Source organism: Mycolicibacterium sp. XJ662 (assembly GCF_053484035.1).
In genome coordinates this window covers 862,868-876,819 of sequence record NZ_JBEFTL010000001.1, presented here as the reverse complement: position 1 = coordinate 876,819, position 13,952 = coordinate 862,868, and the positions used below count along the sequence as shown (strand labels likewise).

Annotated in this window: 12 protein-coding genes; 5 read left to right on the top strand and 7 right to left on the bottom strand. The window is 68.9% G+C overall.

What is annotated here, in order from left to right:
- The first annotated feature begins 1 nt into the window (after position 1).
- Positions 2-1,993: a serine/threonine-protein kinase gene (locus tag ABQE93_RS03990; RefSeq protein ID WP_448405972.1), complete on the top strand. Its 1,992-nt coding sequence runs from the start codon at positions 2-4 to the stop codon at positions 1,991-1,993.
- A 6-nt stretch (positions 1,994-1,999) separates the two neighbouring features.
- Here the strand turns inward: ABQE93_RS03990 and ABQE93_RS03985 are convergent, their stop codons facing one another.
- Complete coding sequence (locus ABQE93_RS03985) at positions 2,000-3,127, bottom strand: sensor domain-containing protein (protein ID WP_448405971.1); 1,128 nt, start codon at positions 3,125-3,127, stop codon at positions 2,000-2,002.
- A gap of 196 nt (positions 3,128-3,323) precedes the next feature.
- Between ABQE93_RS03985 and ABQE93_RS03980 the strand changes: the two genes are divergently transcribed.
- Together ABQE93_RS03980 and ABQE93_RS03975 are read left to right on the top strand one after the other, a co-directional pair.
- Complete coding sequence (locus ABQE93_RS03980) at positions 3,324-4,214, top strand: FHA domain-containing protein (protein WP_448405970.1); 891 nt, start codon at positions 3,324-3,326, stop codon at positions 4,212-4,214.
- Between the two features lie 69 nt (positions 4,215-4,283).
- Positions 4,284-5,765 (top strand): neutral zinc metallopeptidase, encoded by a 1,482-nt coding sequence (locus ABQE93_RS03975; protein ID WP_448405969.1) that lies wholly within the window; start codon positions 4,284-4,286, stop codon positions 5,763-5,765.
- Between the two features lie 21 nt (positions 5,766-5,786).
- On the opposite strand, the gene ABQE93_RS03970 is transcribed toward ABQE93_RS03975, so the two are convergent.
- The 3 genes from ABQE93_RS03970 to ABQE93_RS03960 all read right to left on the bottom strand — a co-directional run bounded on the left by ABQE93_RS03970 (position 5,787) and on the right by ABQE93_RS03960 (position 9,341).
- The gene (locus tag ABQE93_RS03970) at positions 5,787-7,169 is read right to left on the bottom strand and encodes an acyl-CoA dehydrogenase family protein (protein ID WP_448405968.1); all 1,383 of its coding nucleotides are present in this window, start codon (positions 7,167-7,169) and stop codon (positions 5,787-5,789) included.
- Positions 7,170-7,277: 108 nt separating this feature from the next.
- Entirely contained in the window at positions 7,278-7,577 is a 300-nt protein-coding gene (locus ABQE93_RS03965; protein WP_448405967.1) for a hypothetical protein, read from the bottom strand.
- Between the two features lie 195 nt (positions 7,578-7,772).
- On the bottom strand, positions 7,773-9,341 hold the full coding sequence (locus tag ABQE93_RS03960; RefSeq protein WP_448405966.1) for an acyl-CoA synthetase: 1,569 nt from the start codon (positions 9,339-9,341) through the stop codon (positions 7,773-7,775).
- 94 nt (positions 9,342-9,435) lie between these two features.
- On the opposite strand from ABQE93_RS03960, the gene ABQE93_RS03955 reads away from it, so the two are divergent.
- Positions 9,436-9,744 (top strand): hypothetical protein, encoded by a 309-nt coding sequence (locus ABQE93_RS03955; protein ID WP_448405965.1) that lies wholly within the window; start codon positions 9,436-9,438, stop codon positions 9,742-9,744.
- Here the strand turns inward: ABQE93_RS03955 and ABQE93_RS03950 are convergent.
- The gene (locus ABQE93_RS03950) at positions 9,698-10,033 is read right to left on the bottom strand and encodes a DUF222 domain-containing protein (protein ID WP_448405964.1); all 336 of its coding nucleotides are present in this window, start codon (positions 10,031-10,033) and stop codon (positions 9,698-9,700) included. The genes ABQE93_RS03955 and ABQE93_RS03950 overlap by 47 nt on opposite strands.
- Positions 10,034-10,101: 68 nt before the next feature.
- On the opposite strand from ABQE93_RS03950, the gene ABQE93_RS03945 reads away from it, so the two are divergent.
- The gene (locus ABQE93_RS03945; RefSeq protein WP_448405963.1) at positions 10,102-11,070 is read left to right on the top strand and encodes a pirin family protein; all 969 of its coding nucleotides are present in this window, start codon (positions 10,102-10,104) and stop codon (positions 11,068-11,070) included.
- 9 nt (positions 11,071-11,079) lie between these two features.
- Here ABQE93_RS03945 and ABQE93_RS03940 read toward each other — a convergent pair whose 3' ends face one another.
- A complete protein-coding gene (locus ABQE93_RS03940) occupies positions 11,080-13,251 on the bottom strand; it encodes an FUSC family protein (RefSeq protein ID WP_448405962.1) in 2,172 nt (723 codons plus the stop codon).
- Positions 13,252-13,300: 49 nt separating this feature from the next.
- Complete coding sequence (locus ABQE93_RS03935; protein ID WP_448405960.1) at positions 13,301-13,867, bottom strand: TetR/AcrR family transcriptional regulator; 567 nt, start codon at positions 13,865-13,867, stop codon at positions 13,301-13,303.
- Positions 13,868-13,952: the final 85 nt, after the last annotated feature.

Here is a 13,952-nt window from a genome sequence, read left to right as displayed (position 1 = left end):
GATGGTGCTGAGCGTGGGTTCAGTGATGGCCGGCTACCGAATCGAGGCGGTGTTGGGTGCGGGCGGCATGGGCACGGTGTACCGCGCGCGCAACCCGTCGTTGCCGCGAAGCGACGCATTGAAGGTCCTCTCTGAGCAGCTCTCGCAGGATCCGCACTTTCGGGCCCGGTTCGAACGCGAAGCCGAACTCGCCGCCACCCTGGACCACCCGAACATCGTCACCGTCTACAGCCGTGGGGAGACGAACGGTCAGCTGTGGATCGCGATGCAGTACGTCGCGGGCAGCGACGCCGACAAGGAGATCGAGCAGGGGCGGATGACGCCGGCCCGGGCGGCGCACATCATCGGGGAGGTGGCCAAGGCGCTCGACTATGCGCATCGCAGGCATCTGCTGCACCGCGACGTCAAGCCGGCCAACTTCCTGCTCGCGCCCGGTGACGAGCGGGTGTTTCTCGCCGACTTCGGCATCGCTCGCGCACTGGACGAGGCCGTCGGCCTTACCCAGACCGGGATGGTGATGGCCAGCGTGTCCTACGCCGCACCGGAGAGCCTCGCCGGTGAGGGCGCCGACCACCGCGCCGACATCTACTCATTGGGCTGCTCGCTGTTTCGGATGCTCACGGGCACTTCCCCCTTCGCGCGCTCCGGCGGCATGGCCGCGGTCGCGGCCGCGCACTTGACGGAGCCACCACCGAGGCCCACTGCCCTGGCGCCGGGGTTACCGTCGGCGATGGATGCGGTCATCGCCCGGGCGATGGCCAAGAATCCGAACGAACGCTTCCGAACCGCAGGTGAGCTCGCGGCCGCCGCGGCACGGGCCCTCGACGAAACCACCGACGCGGTGCGGGCCGCCCCGGCCCCGCCCGCCGGGCCGGCTGGCTGGCCTGCCGAGCGCACGCCGCCGCACCCGCCGGAGTACCCCCGGGCCGTGATGTCGGGCGGCTATGGCGGGCCGCCCGGGCCCGGCGACAGCGGACCGCCAATGGCGGGCTACGGTCCGCCGCCGATGCCCATCTCGGTGCAGCCGGCGTCGCGGTCGCGAGTCGAGGGCGGTCGTAGGCGGGCGTTGCTCGCGATCGCCGCGGTCGTCGTGCTGGTAGCCGCGCTCGGCGTGGGAATCGCTGTGTGGCCGGAGGATTCAGCCCCGGCTTACCAGGCCCAGACGTTCGTCCACCAGCACGGTGACACTCAGCTGACCGCCGCACCACGCGCGGTGGCCGCGGTGGGGCCCGGTGATGACGACGCGGTGTTGTCCCTCGGTGTGCAACCGGTGGCGGTCGTGTCGGCCGGTGGCGCCTTGCCGGGTTGGTTGCAGCGCATGGTCAACGGCGATATTCGGGTGCTCGAAAACCCCGACCCCGAGGCGATCGGAGCGGCCGGCCCCGATCTGATCATAGACACCGGCACCATCGATGCCGCCGCCTACGACGCGTTGGCCGCAGTGGCTCCGACCGTGACCCGCCCGCAGAACACCACAGAGTGGACGTGGCAGAGCCAACTCGAGTGGATAGGGCGCGTGCTGGACCGCGGCGATGAAGCCAAGAAGTTGCTCGACGAGAGCGCCGCCGAGCAGGCCGACCTGCGCACCCAGCATCCAGCGTTCGACGGTAAGAGCGTCGAGGTGGTCGCGGTCGACGACGACGGCATCGGGGTCGCGCTGCCCGACTCGCCGGCGGGCCGCTACCTGAGATCGCTGGGTTTCCGGTATCCGGCCGACTTCAATCCTGCCGCGGCGGGCATGGCGATCCGACCGGTCCCCAACCCCGACGACCTCAACGCCACCCCGACCGACGTGCGGGTGGTGATGCGCACGGACAGCGGTGCGGGCGGCGGCAGCTACAACGGTCTGCCACCGGCCTTTTCGGCGTACCGGGGCGTCACGGTGATCGTGGATGACACCCAGGTCATCACTGCGCTCAACTCTCCCGGGTACGCGGCGACCAAGTATCTCAACACCACCCTGGTCGACGCCCTGGCCCGGCAGGTGCGCTGAGAACCACTAGGCCGGCGGGCTGATCTTGTCCGCGATGGCGCGGGTGATGGACAGTCCCGCGCTGCCGACGGTCGGTGAACAGGCGCGTACGTCGACGACCACGTTGCCGCGCTGCGCCATACTGTGCTCGCACTGCTGACCGGCGACCTTCGAGGTGGTGGGGATGACCATCACCGACAAGATGTCGCCGGTGAACGCGGCGGCACCGATATCGGCTTCGGTGACCCCGTCCTTCTCGTACCTGACGTGCACGTCTTTGCACCCGATCCACGCGACGCCCTGGTCGACGTAGAACTGCTTTGCCGCACGCGGATCGGGAAACGAGACGACGGCCTGCACCAGCTGATGCGCCGGCTGCTTGAAGGTGCCCTGTACGGCGATCCCCGTGAAACCCGACCCGTTGTAGGTGTCCGCGTAGGCAGGGCCCCACGCCCCGGTGCAGTGCACGGGTGTGAGAGAACCGGGCAGCGGCCGGTGTACGACGGGCATGGACTCCATGCCCGGGGTGTTCATCCGCTCGCTGATCTGCTCGGCAGGAAGGAGGAGTCCGGGTAGGGCTTCGACGCCGAGGGTCGGCCCTGGAATGGGCGGCGGTGGCTGCGACGGCGGCGCGGACGGCGCGGCGGTCGGACTGGCGGGCACCGTCGTCGTTGGACCTGCCGGTACCTGCGCCGGGCTGGTGGGCGGTCCGTCGTCGGAAGCGTCATCGCCCCCGCTGCCGGCCACGATCAACGCGATCACCAGCACGATGGCCAGCGCCGCGGCACCGCCGATCAGCCACCAGCGGTACGGACCGAACCGGTCCGCCACGCTCGGCTTAGCGACCGGCGTGATCTGCGGAGGTTGCTGATATCCGGGGGGCCAGGCAGTGGGCTGCTGGTACGGCGGCCTGTTGCCGCCCGAACCGGGTTGCCCGGCTTGGGGATAGCCGGGGGGCCCCGCCGATGGTGGCTGCGCGGGTCGACGAAATTGCGCAGAATCGAGGGTGGTCTCCTCGTGGAAGTTGCGGGGCGTCCTCCGCGTGGGCAGGGTGACCTCGGGGTCCTGGGGCTGTGCCTCCTGCGCCGGCTGCCCGGTCGGCCAGTCCGCCGTCTCCTCGCCGCGGGACTCCCGCCCCGGGTCGTTCGGGTTCACGCCTAGGCCCCCTATGTGGTGTTTCGTCCGTCAACTACGCGGAAACGCAATCATCCCACGAGCCGGCAGGCCGGCAGTGCACAAGTTTGCAAGGTTCGGACGGCCCTAGGTATCTGGGCGAAACCACAGCGCAGCAGGGCAATTGATAGCATGGGCGCTCGCCGTCGGTCGCGACGCCGGCTCTCCGGGAGGTCTGATGGACGAGGGACGCTCCGCCGAAACCGGACCGCGCCAGGGTCGGCCGACACCCCTGTTGGTTCATGTCGCGGGCAGCGAATACCGCGCACACCCGGACGACGGCGCCGTCACGATCGGTCGCGAAATGCCCGCCCAGATCCGCGTGGACGAACCGGGTATTTCGCGTATGCACGTCCGCCTCGAACCGGCGGGCGACCACTGGACGCTGACCGACTCCGGAAGCCGCAACGGTGTGTTCCTGAACGGGCAGCGCGTAGATTCCGCCACGGTGGACCGCGCGCTCGAGGTGTATCTCGGCCATCCCGAAGGCGTTCTTGTGCGGCTGAGTCCACAGGTCGACACCGACACCGGACCACACCCGACGGACACCTACGGTGCTGCGGTGCAGTCCGACGCGGAACCGGCCCCCGACGAGGAGTCCACCGAGGCGATCACGCCGACCGTTCAGGTGGCGGTCGCCGTCGACGCGGCCGATATCGCGCTGCGCGCCTTCTACGCCCGGATCGCGATGCTGCCGCTGAGTGAGGATCCGCGGTTCGCCGCCGAAGCGGCCGCGTTGCTGGCCGAGTTGCGCCGTCTCGAGGGCACCCTCACCAACGCTGCGCAAAATGCCACTGGGCGGCCGGAACTCGCAGTCGCGCTCGGTGAGGTCCGACACGCATACACCGATCTCGTGCGTCGGGTCGTCCGGACCGACTCCGCGACGCTGGGCCAGCGTCTGTACGTCGCGCGTCACGACCGCCAGTTGACGGTGCACGAAGCCGCGAACGCGGCGGGTGTGACGGTCGCCGACATCGTCGACGCCGAGGCCGAACTGGCGGTGTCGAACGCGGCGGCAGCCACCCTGCAGCGGTTCGTCGACATTCTCGAGCAGCGCGAGCGGCCGTGAAATCGGTGTCAGGAGCTACCCCGAGGCGCCGATAGCATCAGTGGGAGGTCACGGGCGGAAGGTAGCGGCATGACGCATATCGGACGGGTGTTGCGCCGGAACCGGCGGTGGGGAGCGCCGGTTCTGGCACTGGCTGCCGTCGGCGCGCTCGTGCTGACCGGCTGTTCGGTCGTCGAAGGACAGGCCGTTTCCAGCCTCTACAACCCGAACACCGTGGGCGGGTTGGAGATCGCCGACGGCCCGAGCGGACTCCGGCCCGACGCGGCCGAACCGACCGGCAAGGTCAACTACACCGACGGTGGGTCGGTCGACCGGATGGCGCTGTCGGCGGTCAACGATCTCGTGGAGTATTGGGAACAACATTACGGCGAGGCGCTGGACGGAACCTTCGAACCGGTCGAGAACCTCGCATCCTACGACTCCGACGATCCGCTGGGCCCGCCGTTGTGCGGCCAGGTTCTCTACCGCGAACCCAACGCGTTCTTCTGCCCCCGCAGCGACCTCATCGCTTGGGACAGAGGTGTTCTGGTGCCGACCGGCCAGAAGTTTTTCGGCGACATGTCGGTCGCGGCGCTCATCGCGCACGAGTACGGCCACGCGGTGCAGAACATGGCCGACCTGATCGACCGGTCGACCCCCACCATCGTCCGGGAACAGCAGGCGGACTGTTTCGCCGGCAGTTACATCCGCTGGGTGGCCGAAGGATCCTCGCCGCGGTTTCAGATGAGCACCGGCGACGGCCTCAACAGGGTGCTCGCCGGTGTCATCACCATCCGCGACCCGATCCTCACCCCCGAAGACGCCGAGATGGTCGAAGGCGGCCACGGCACCGCGCTCGATCGCGTCAGCGCATTCCAGACCGGCTTCGTCGATGGACTGTCTGCTTGCGCTGCAATCGATCTCGACTCCGTCGAACAGAGCCGCTCCGATCTGCCGATCATGCTCGACGTCGATGACACCGGTGCGATGCAGACCGGTGAGGCGACCCTCGACAAGGGGATCGTCGAAACCGTCGTCGAGGCCCTCAACACGCAGTTCAACCCCGCGCAGCCGCCGACGTTGGCATTCGAGCCGGAATCGTCATGCGCGGATGCGAAGGTGACCGAGCCAACGTCGTATTGTCCTGGGACCAACACCATCTCGGTTGACCTACCGGGACTGCAGGCGCTGGGGACCCAGGCCGGAACCGAGCAGGGCGTGCTGGTCCAGGGCGACAACACCGCTATCTCGGTGCTGACCTCGCGTTACATGCTTGGGCTGCAGCATCAACGGCAAGCCAAGCTGGACTCGGCCGCGACGGCGCTGCGGACCGCCTGCCTGACCGGAGTCGCGCAGCGCGGCATGGTCTCGGAGGTGAATCTGCCATCGGGTTCCACCATCGTCTTGACCGCCGGCGACCTCGACGAAGCCGTGGCCGGTCTGCTCAACAACGGGCTCGCGGCCAGCGACGTCAACGGCAACACCGTCGCCGCGGGCTTCACCCGGATCATGGCGTTCCGCTCGGGTCTGGTCAATCCCGACGCCGACGCCTGCTACACGCGGTTTCCGTGACGGGCCTGACTGCACTGCGAGTCACTTACGCGGCGGGCGTAACACCTTCATCGCCATCCGCATCACCGGGGCCGGGAGCCGGTCCTTGGCCGACAGCGCGGCGTCGGCGGCACGACCCCGTAGCGGCGTACCGCGACCGAACATCCGGTTGAACGGCCCACCGGTGGGTTCGAGGTCGAAGTGCAGCGGCGGTTTACCGTCGGCGGCGCCGAGCGCATTGGCGATCACGATCCGCTGAATCTCGCTGGTGCCCTCGAAGATGGTGTACAGCTTGGCATCTCGATACCACTTCTCGACCGGATGGTCGGTGATGTAGCCCCAGCCGCCCATCGTCTGGATGGCCTTTTCGGTGGCGCGCACGGCGACCTCGCTGGCGGCCATCTTGCACATCGACCCTTCGCCGCGTTCGAACGGCACGCCGCTGGCCGCCATCCACGATGCGCGCCAGGTGAGCAGCCGGGCACCGTCGATCGCGGTCGCCAACTCGGCAAGCGGAAACGCGATGCCCTGGTTGTCGATGATCGGCGCACCGAACGCTTCTCGGCGGTTCGCGTACTCGGTGGCGTATTCCAAAGCCGCCCTGGCGATCCCGAGGGCCTGCGCGGCGACCATCGGGCGGGTCTGCTCGAAGGTGCCCAGCGTCGCCGATCCGGAGTGTTTGGCGCCCTCGATGGCCTCACGCGCCTTGGCCAGCTTGTGGTCGAGCTTCTCCTGCCCGCCGAGCAGGTGATCGCCCGGGATCCGGACGCCGTCGAACTTGAGTTCGGCGGTGTGCGACGCGCGGCAACCGAGCTTGTCGAGCTTGCGCACCAACTGCAAGCCTGGGGTTCCGCCGGGAACGATGAACAGCGCCTGACCCTTATGGCCGAGTTCCTGGTCGACGACGGCGTTGACGACGTGCACGTTGGCGATGCCGCCGTTGCCGATCCACATCTTGTGGCCGTCGATGATCCAGTCATCCCCGTCGCGGCGCGCCGTGGTCCGAAGGTTGCGCACGTCGCTGCCGCCTTCGGGCTCGGAGATCGCCAACGCCGCCAGCTTGAGATCACCTGGGGTGCCGAAGCATTCGGGTGCCCACTGCAGCATCTGCTCCGGTGAGGCGGCCTGGCCGATCGCCGAGAGCGCCAGCGCGGGCATCACGACGGCCAACCCGATCCCGGCGCACCCCCAGAACAGCTCCTCCATGAACATCGGCAGCGACAGGCCGGTGGGATCGCCGATCAGGTCGCGGTAGAACAGCGGGCTGTAGAACCCGCGCGTCGCGGCCTCTTCCAGCACCGGCCAGGGGAACTCCTGGCGCGCGTCGTACTCGGATGCCACCGGGCGAACGACGTCGACGGCGAACTCGTGTGTTCGTCGCGCTAGGTCGTGCTGCGCCCCAGTCGGGGTGAGGTCGAAGCCCATCGAGCACCCGATTAACCGTTCGGCGCGGCCGTGAAACCCCGTCGCGCAACGACGAGGCCCCCGGATGCGGCCGGGGGGGGGGCATCCGGGGGCCTGCTGTGGGGGGAGTTACTTCACGTCGACGTACACGGTCTTGTTGACCACTCGGGTGCTGAGGTCATGGCCCACACCCTTGCTGTTGGTTTCGGTGTAGGTCTGGCCAGACCGCACCGACACCACGTCGGCCTGGTCGAGCGGCGCGTTGCCGATCCGGTTGACGATCACGTTGTAGCCCTCCGACTCGAGCTGGCTGATCGTCTCCTCGGCGTTTCCCGGTCCGGACGGCGCGGCCGAAACGGGGGCGGCAAACCCGACGACGGCGGCGGCCAGTGCGCTGGCGGCGACGGTGACAATGCTGAACTTCTTCATCAATCCCAGCCTTCTTCTCTTCTCGTTCTGACGAATCCGAGCCGTGGCAGGTGTCGCGGTTCGTGCTGCAGCTACACAGTTCAAACCGCACCGTCAAGGGTTTAATCCCACTGGCAGAAATTGAATGTCAGCTGGCAGCAATTGTGCTGCGGCGCAGCCGATGGCCCACGTACTGCGCGCCGGATTGGACCAACGTCAGCGCTGCACGGTCGCGTCGTGACCGCCGTGATCGCGGCGCAGCGTCGTTTTGAGGACTTTCCCGGTGGCGTTGCGGGGCAGTTCCGCCACGAACTCCACGCGGGTGGGGCACTTGAAGTGGGCCAGCCGCTCGCGGGCGTAGCCGATCAGCTCGGCTTCGGTCACCTGCACGTCATCGTTGAGGGCGACGACGGCGACCGGTGTCTCACCCCACTTGGCGTGCGCTACCCCGACCACGGCCACCTCCCGCACGGCCGGGTGGCGGTACAACACCTGCTCGACCTCGATCGGGTAGATGTTCTCCCCGCCGCTGATGATCATGTCTTTCTTGCGGTCGACCAACGTGATGAAGCCCTCGGCGTCCATGCGGCCCAGATCCCCGGTGTGAAACCAGCCGCCGCGAAAGGCTTCGGCGGTCGCTTCGGGCAATCCCCAGTAGCCGGCGAAGATGTTGGGCCCGCGCAGCACGAGCTCGCCCACCTCGCCGACGGGCACGTCGTGGTCGTCGCCATCGACGACGCGCGCGTGCAGATGGAACACGGGTCGCCCGATCGAGCCGGCCTTCTCCTTGACGTGGTCGGCGTCGAGGATCGTTGCCCCGGGCGATGTCTCGGTCATGCCGAAGCCCTCCTGGAACGGCACCCCCTTGCCCAGGAAGTACTCGAGCACCGGCAGGGGACAGGGCGCGCCGCCGCTGACCGCCAACTCGAGCGCCGAGAGGTCGTAGTTCTCGAAGCCGGGAACCGTCATGAGCGCGGCCCACATCGACGGGACGAGGAACTGCACCGTGACGCGCTCGCGCGCCATGGTCGCCAGTGTCTGCTCGGGGTCGAACGCGGACAGGATCGCGGTGGTGCCGCCCATGTACAGCAGCGGCAGCGTGTGCACCCCGAGGCCGCCGATGTGAAACATCGGCGCGACGGTGACGGTCCGATCGGTGATGCGGATGCCGCGGTCCGCGCTCAGCGTGTTGACCACGTTCCACAGCAGGTTGGCGTGGGTCAGCATCGCCCCCTTGGGCCGGCCGGTGGTGCCCGAGGTGTACATCAGGCAGCACACGTCGCCCGGAGCGACCTCGGTAGCCGGTGGCCGCGGGTCGCCGCTGGCCAGCAGCCGTTCGAAGTCGTCCTCGCCGTCGGCGGGCGCACCGCCGACCACGAGCCGGGTGCGCACCTGCACACCGTCCCCGCCGAGCGCGGCGCGGGCCAACGCCGACAGCTGGGCCGACCACACGAAGACCTCGGCGCCCGAGTCGGCCAACAAAAAGCTCACCTCGGGTGCGGCCAGCCGGAAGTTGATCGGCACGAACACCGCGCCCAGCTTGGCCGTGGCGAACAGCGTCTCCAGAAAGGCCGCGCTGTTGAGTAGCAGCCCGGCCACCCGGTCGCCGTGCCGCACCCCGGCCTCGTGCAGCGCGCGGGCGAGTTGGTCTGTGCGCCGGTCGAACTCGGCGTAGGTGAGGCGGGCGTCGCCGTCGATCAACGCGATCCGGTCCCCGGAAAGAAAGGCCCGCCGGCTGATCCAGCCGCCGATGCCGCCCGTGGCCGCGTTCGCCTGAGTGTCCATTGCCCAGCCCTTCGCCGACGTTCGCGTGCCTCGATGATCGTCGACCGCCCGTAGGGGGTCCAGTGCCCTCCGCAATCGAACGTATGATCGAATAGTGGGTGAGCTGCAGTCGATCGGCTACAACGGACAGCCGGTCCAGCAGGCCTTTCGTCGGGTCGACCCGCCCGTTGCCGTGCTCGTCGACCTGGCCGCGGTCTTCCCGCGCGAACCGCACCGCAGCGGAGGCTACAACCCCGCCGGGTTGCAGATGCACTCGATCGTCGAAGGCCAGCTGAGCTGCTGGGGCATCTGCGAGCAGGGTTACTGGTGGGGCCTGGTCACCTACGAGATCGCCTACGGCGCGCGGCGTAAGGCCGTCACGCACTGGATCCCGGCGTGGACGCTGAAGCGGAAGTCGGAGTGACTCCGGCGTCGCAGATGCGCCGCCGCGCCTCGCCGGGCGAGATGCGCAGACGCCTGGCCAGGTCGTTGGCCGAGGCGCCGCCGGCCCTGGCCGAGCGACCTTCGGCCACCAAGCGGCCGATGAGTTTGCGGTTGAGCGTGACGCGCTGTTGGTCGAGTTTGTCGAGCCGGTCCAGCAGCGCATACAGGTCTGTGCGCGACAGCCGCTCCAGCGGCAGGGCGGCCAGATCCTTGTAGGCGCTCTCGACCGACGCCAGCGCATCGGCGGCAGATACGGTATTCGAACGCATGTACGAAAGTCTACTCGCCCCCGCCGACAACAGCGGAATATTTGGACCGCAGTCCGGTTGATTACGGTATGCCTGCGATCACTGCCGACACGTTGACGCTTCCCCGGGTCACGACGCCGTCGCCGTCGGACACCGAACGCCCCGTCCGCTCGATCACCACGGGCCCGCGCGGCTACGAGGGTGAGGGTTTTCCGGTCGTGCGGGCGTTCGCCGGCGCCAGCGCAGCCGACCTCGACCCGTTCGTGCACATGGACCAGATGGGTGAAGTCGAGTACGAACCCGGCGAACCCAGGGGCACCGACTGGCATCCGCACCGCGGCTTCGAAACCGTCACGTACATGATTGACGGCCGCTTCGCCCACCAGGACTCACACGGCGGCGGCGGGTTGATCACCGACGGCGCCACCCAGTGGATGACGGCAGGCTCCGGCGTCCTGCACATCGAGACCCCACCCGCTGAACTCGTCGAGAGCGGCGGGTTGTTCCACGGCATCCAACTGTGGGTGAACCTGCCGCGCCGCAACAAGTTCGCCGCGCCCCGATACCAGGCCATCGAAGGCAACGACGTCAAGCTGCTCTCCTCGGCCGACGGCGGCGCGCTGGTGCGCGTCATCGCCGGCGACGTCGACGGCCAGCACGGCCCTGGCATCACCCATACACCGATCACGTTGGCCCACACCACGATCCAACCCGGCGCGCGCCTGGACCTGCCGTGGCGACGCGAGTTCAACGCCCTGGTCTACGTGCTGTCCGGGCGCGGAACCGTCGGCGCGGCGCACCACCCCATCCGGCAGGGCCAACTGGCCGTGCTCGGCGCGGGCGACCGAATCGGCATCTCGGCCGACACCGGTCAGGACGCCCACCGTCCCGCGCTCGAAGTCCTCCTGCTCGGCGGCCAGCCCATCCGCGAACCGGTGATCCAATACGGCCCGTTCGTGATGAACACCAAGGCCGAACTGATCCAGGCGCTCGAGGACTACCAGGCCGGCAAATTCGGCACCGTGCCGCCCAATGCGCTGATGCCGCACCGCGTCTGAGCCAAGCCGTCAAGAACGGCTGGGATACAACAACTCCAGCCCGCCCAGGTGCGCCGCGACCGTCACCAGCGGCAGCGCCGCGGCCACGGCCAGGTCGCCGCCGCCCACGTGGTCAGCCTTGGCCTGCAACGCATATGCGTCGACCGCCTCGGCGCGCAGCGTCATCACGAAGTCGTCGCTGATCGGCGGTGGCGACTGCCGGCTGCTGCCGGTGATCCGGTCGCTCACCGCTTTGGCGTGGGCTTCCAGCACCGCCTTGGTTTGGTCATACACCCCGAGCGGGGGCGGGACGACGTCGGCGATCAGCTCCGCGGCGGCGCGCAGCCGGACCGCCCGGTTGGCCGCGCGCACCGTCGGCGCCCGCACATCGGTCACGCCGCCGTTCTCCGAAAGAAACTGGCGCACCGCGTCATCGACGGTGCGCGTCGCGTCCAGCGCGTTGTGGCTCAGCGTGTGCACGCGGTTGGTGGCCTCCTCCGAAGCCCCGCGCGTGACACGTTGCACCGCCGCCTTGAGAAACGCCGTGCCGAGCGTGAACGCCCGGTCGATCGTCGTTGACACCCGCGCCGCGGCGCCGCGTGGCCACAGCAGCAGCGACACCATGACGCCGACCAGTGCCCCGACCGCCACGTCCTCGACGCGGGCCAACCCCACACTCCAGCCGGTCGGCGCGATCAGGTTGAACGTGATGAGCACCATCATGGTGAACGCGGCCTGGCCGGCGATGAAGGAGGCGATCTCGGGCACGAACGCCGAACCGAACGCCACCACCGGCAGCAGCGTCCACATCACGACGGGGTCGACGCCGACGAGCTCGATGACGATGACACCCAGGACGAACCCGATGCCGGTGCCGGCGACGGCCCGCACGACGCGGGTGCCGGTGGTCAGCGCGCTGCTGCGCAGCACCGACATCGCACCGAGCACCACCCAGAACCCGTGCTCCAGCGGAAACACGTGTGTGGTCGCCACCGCCAGCGCCAGCCCGAGACCGGTGCGCACGCTGTTGCGAAACACCACCGCCCTGGTGGCCAGAAAGCCCCGGGTGATCTGCGCGACGGCGGTGGTCTCCGGCATCACCGCGTCGGCCGTGCCTGTCTCCGGAAGACCGCGGCCCAGCACCCGCGCCCACGCCGGGCGGCCGTCGGCGGCCGCCGCGTTGCGGACGACGCGTCCGGTCACCCCCACGGTCGCCGAAAAGGTGCGGCGGCCCAACAGGTTTCGGCCTGCCGTCACCGCGGCGGCGTCGTCGGGACTGTCGAGGATCGTGATGATGTCCTCGCGGTAGTTGCCGTGCGCGGCGGCCCGCAGTTCGCTCAGCGCGACGTTGAGATCGGCGCCCAAGGCGCTTCGCGTCATTCGGTCGGACGTCTGCAGGACGGCGGCGCTGTCGCGCAGCACCCGTACCAGCGGCGGTTTCATGGCGCCGAGTTGGTGCCCGGTGTCTTCGGTGAGCCGGTCCGACAGGTACCCGAGGTCGTCGACGACACGCACCAGCGCGCGACTGCCCGCGCTGAGCGCGACGGGACGGAAGTCGGCGTTGAGGAACGTCTCCCACAACGCGTTCATCGCCCGGGTCACCTCTTTGACCGTTGTGCCACCTTCCAGCGCGTCGGCGAGCTTGGTGCAGACCGCCGCGGCGTTGTCACGCAACTCGTCGTGGTGGCGCGGTGGCAGCAGGAACAACGCGGCGGGTACGCACACCGCCAGCGCGATGAGCCAGCCGGTCAGCCGCTCGGGGACGGGGCCCACCGGTGTGCACACGGGCAACACGAAGGTCAGCAGGGTGGCGCGCTGACCCGCCGCGACGATCTCGCTGAGCACCCCCGAGAACGTCACCGCCACGCCGAGCAGAAACATCACCACGACCGCCAGCCAGGGATGCGGCGCCACCAGCGTCCCGAGCGTGATGAGCACCGCGCCGTTGACGCCCAACCCGGCGTAGGCCAGCGCCCGGGCCGGGCGGTTGCCGGGGAAGTCGGCCACGATCAGCAGGGCCACCGACCCGAAGATGGTGAACATCGGCGTCTGCGAGTCGCCGGCGATCAGGAAGCTGACCGCCGCGGCGACCGGCAGCACCACCGCTGCCCGCGTCGCGCGGCGCAGCGCGTCGTGCTCGGGGTCGCGCTGCTGGATCCGGTCGACCACGCGGCGCCACAGCCGCACCGGACCACGTAGCAATGATCTTGACGGGGACGACCGGGGCCGAGTGCTCGACGTGGCGCCCGAGTTAGCTCTCATCGAAGACCGACGTGAACCGGCCGGATTCGAGGGCGCTGATCATCTGGGCCGCGATCCACTCGAGCGCGTCGGCGTCGCGCGGCAGGGCGGCCTGTTCATACCCGATCAGCAAATAGACCGCCCACGCGGCGAACACCTGCGCCTGGCGCGCGTGTTGCAGGATCTCGTAGGCCGACTCGTACACGATCTCGTAACGTTGCTGGTCGACCGCGGACTGCACGGTGCGCACGTCGGGGTCGATCGCACTCCACACCCGAATCGCGGCCTCGGCCCCGTGGGGCAGACCCAAGGCGCTCTGCACCAGCATGTCGATGCGCCGCCGCGGATCGGGTTCGGCGCGCACGGTGTCGACGATCTGCACGGTGCGGGCCTGCATCCAGTGCGCGACCAGCTCCTTGGTGTACGCGGGCCAGTTCGGGAAGTAGTGATAGAACGATCCGGTCGTGACGCCGAGGCGGTTGCACACCTCGGCCAGTTTCAGCCCGCCATAGCCGAGGTCGGACAGGACGTCGAGGCCCGTCTCGAAGTAGGCCTCACGCGATGCGACGCTCGCCATGGGACGCGACACTAGTTCGTCAAGCTGTGTCTTCTCTACGGCAGATCCGTCGCCACACCGCCGGATGCTTTGCTGGTCGGGCGGT

Excerpts from the sequence above, each read along its gene's own strand:
- ABQE93_RS03990 (WP_448405972.1), top strand. The coding sequence starts at position 2 with ATGGTGCTGAGCGTGGGTTCAGTGATGGCCGGCTACCGAATCGAGGCG.
- ABQE93_RS03980 (WP_448405970.1), top strand. The coding sequence starts at position 3,324 with ATGGACGAGGGACGCTCCGCCGAAACCGGACCGCGCCAGGGTCGGCCG.
- ABQE93_RS03965 (WP_448405967.1), bottom strand. The coding sequence starts at position 7,577 with ATGAAGAAGTTCAGCATTGTCACCGTCGCCGCCAGCGCACTGGCCGCC.
- ABQE93_RS03935 (WP_448405960.1), bottom strand. The coding sequence starts at position 13,867 with ATGGCGAGCGTCGCATCGCGTGAGGCCTACTTCGAGACGGGCCTCGAC.
- ABQE93_RS03975 (WP_448405969.1), top strand. The coding sequence starts at position 4,284 with ATGACGCATATCGGACGGGTGTTGCGCCGGAACCGGCGGTGGGGAGCG.
- ABQE93_RS03960 (WP_448405966.1), bottom strand. The coding sequence starts at position 9,341 with ATGGACACTCAGGCGAACGCGGCCACGGGCGGCATCGGCGGCTGGATC.
- ABQE93_RS03950 (WP_448405964.1), bottom strand. The coding sequence starts at position 10,033 with ATGCGTTCGAATACCGTATCTGCCGCCGATGCGCTGGCGTCGGTCGAG.
- ABQE93_RS03970 (WP_448405968.1), bottom strand. The coding sequence starts at position 7,169 with ATGGGCTTCGACCTCACCCCGACTGGGGCGCAGCACGACCTAGCGCGA.
- ABQE93_RS03945 (WP_448405963.1), top strand. The coding sequence starts at position 10,102 with ATGCCTGCGATCACTGCCGACACGTTGACGCTTCCCCGGGTCACGACG.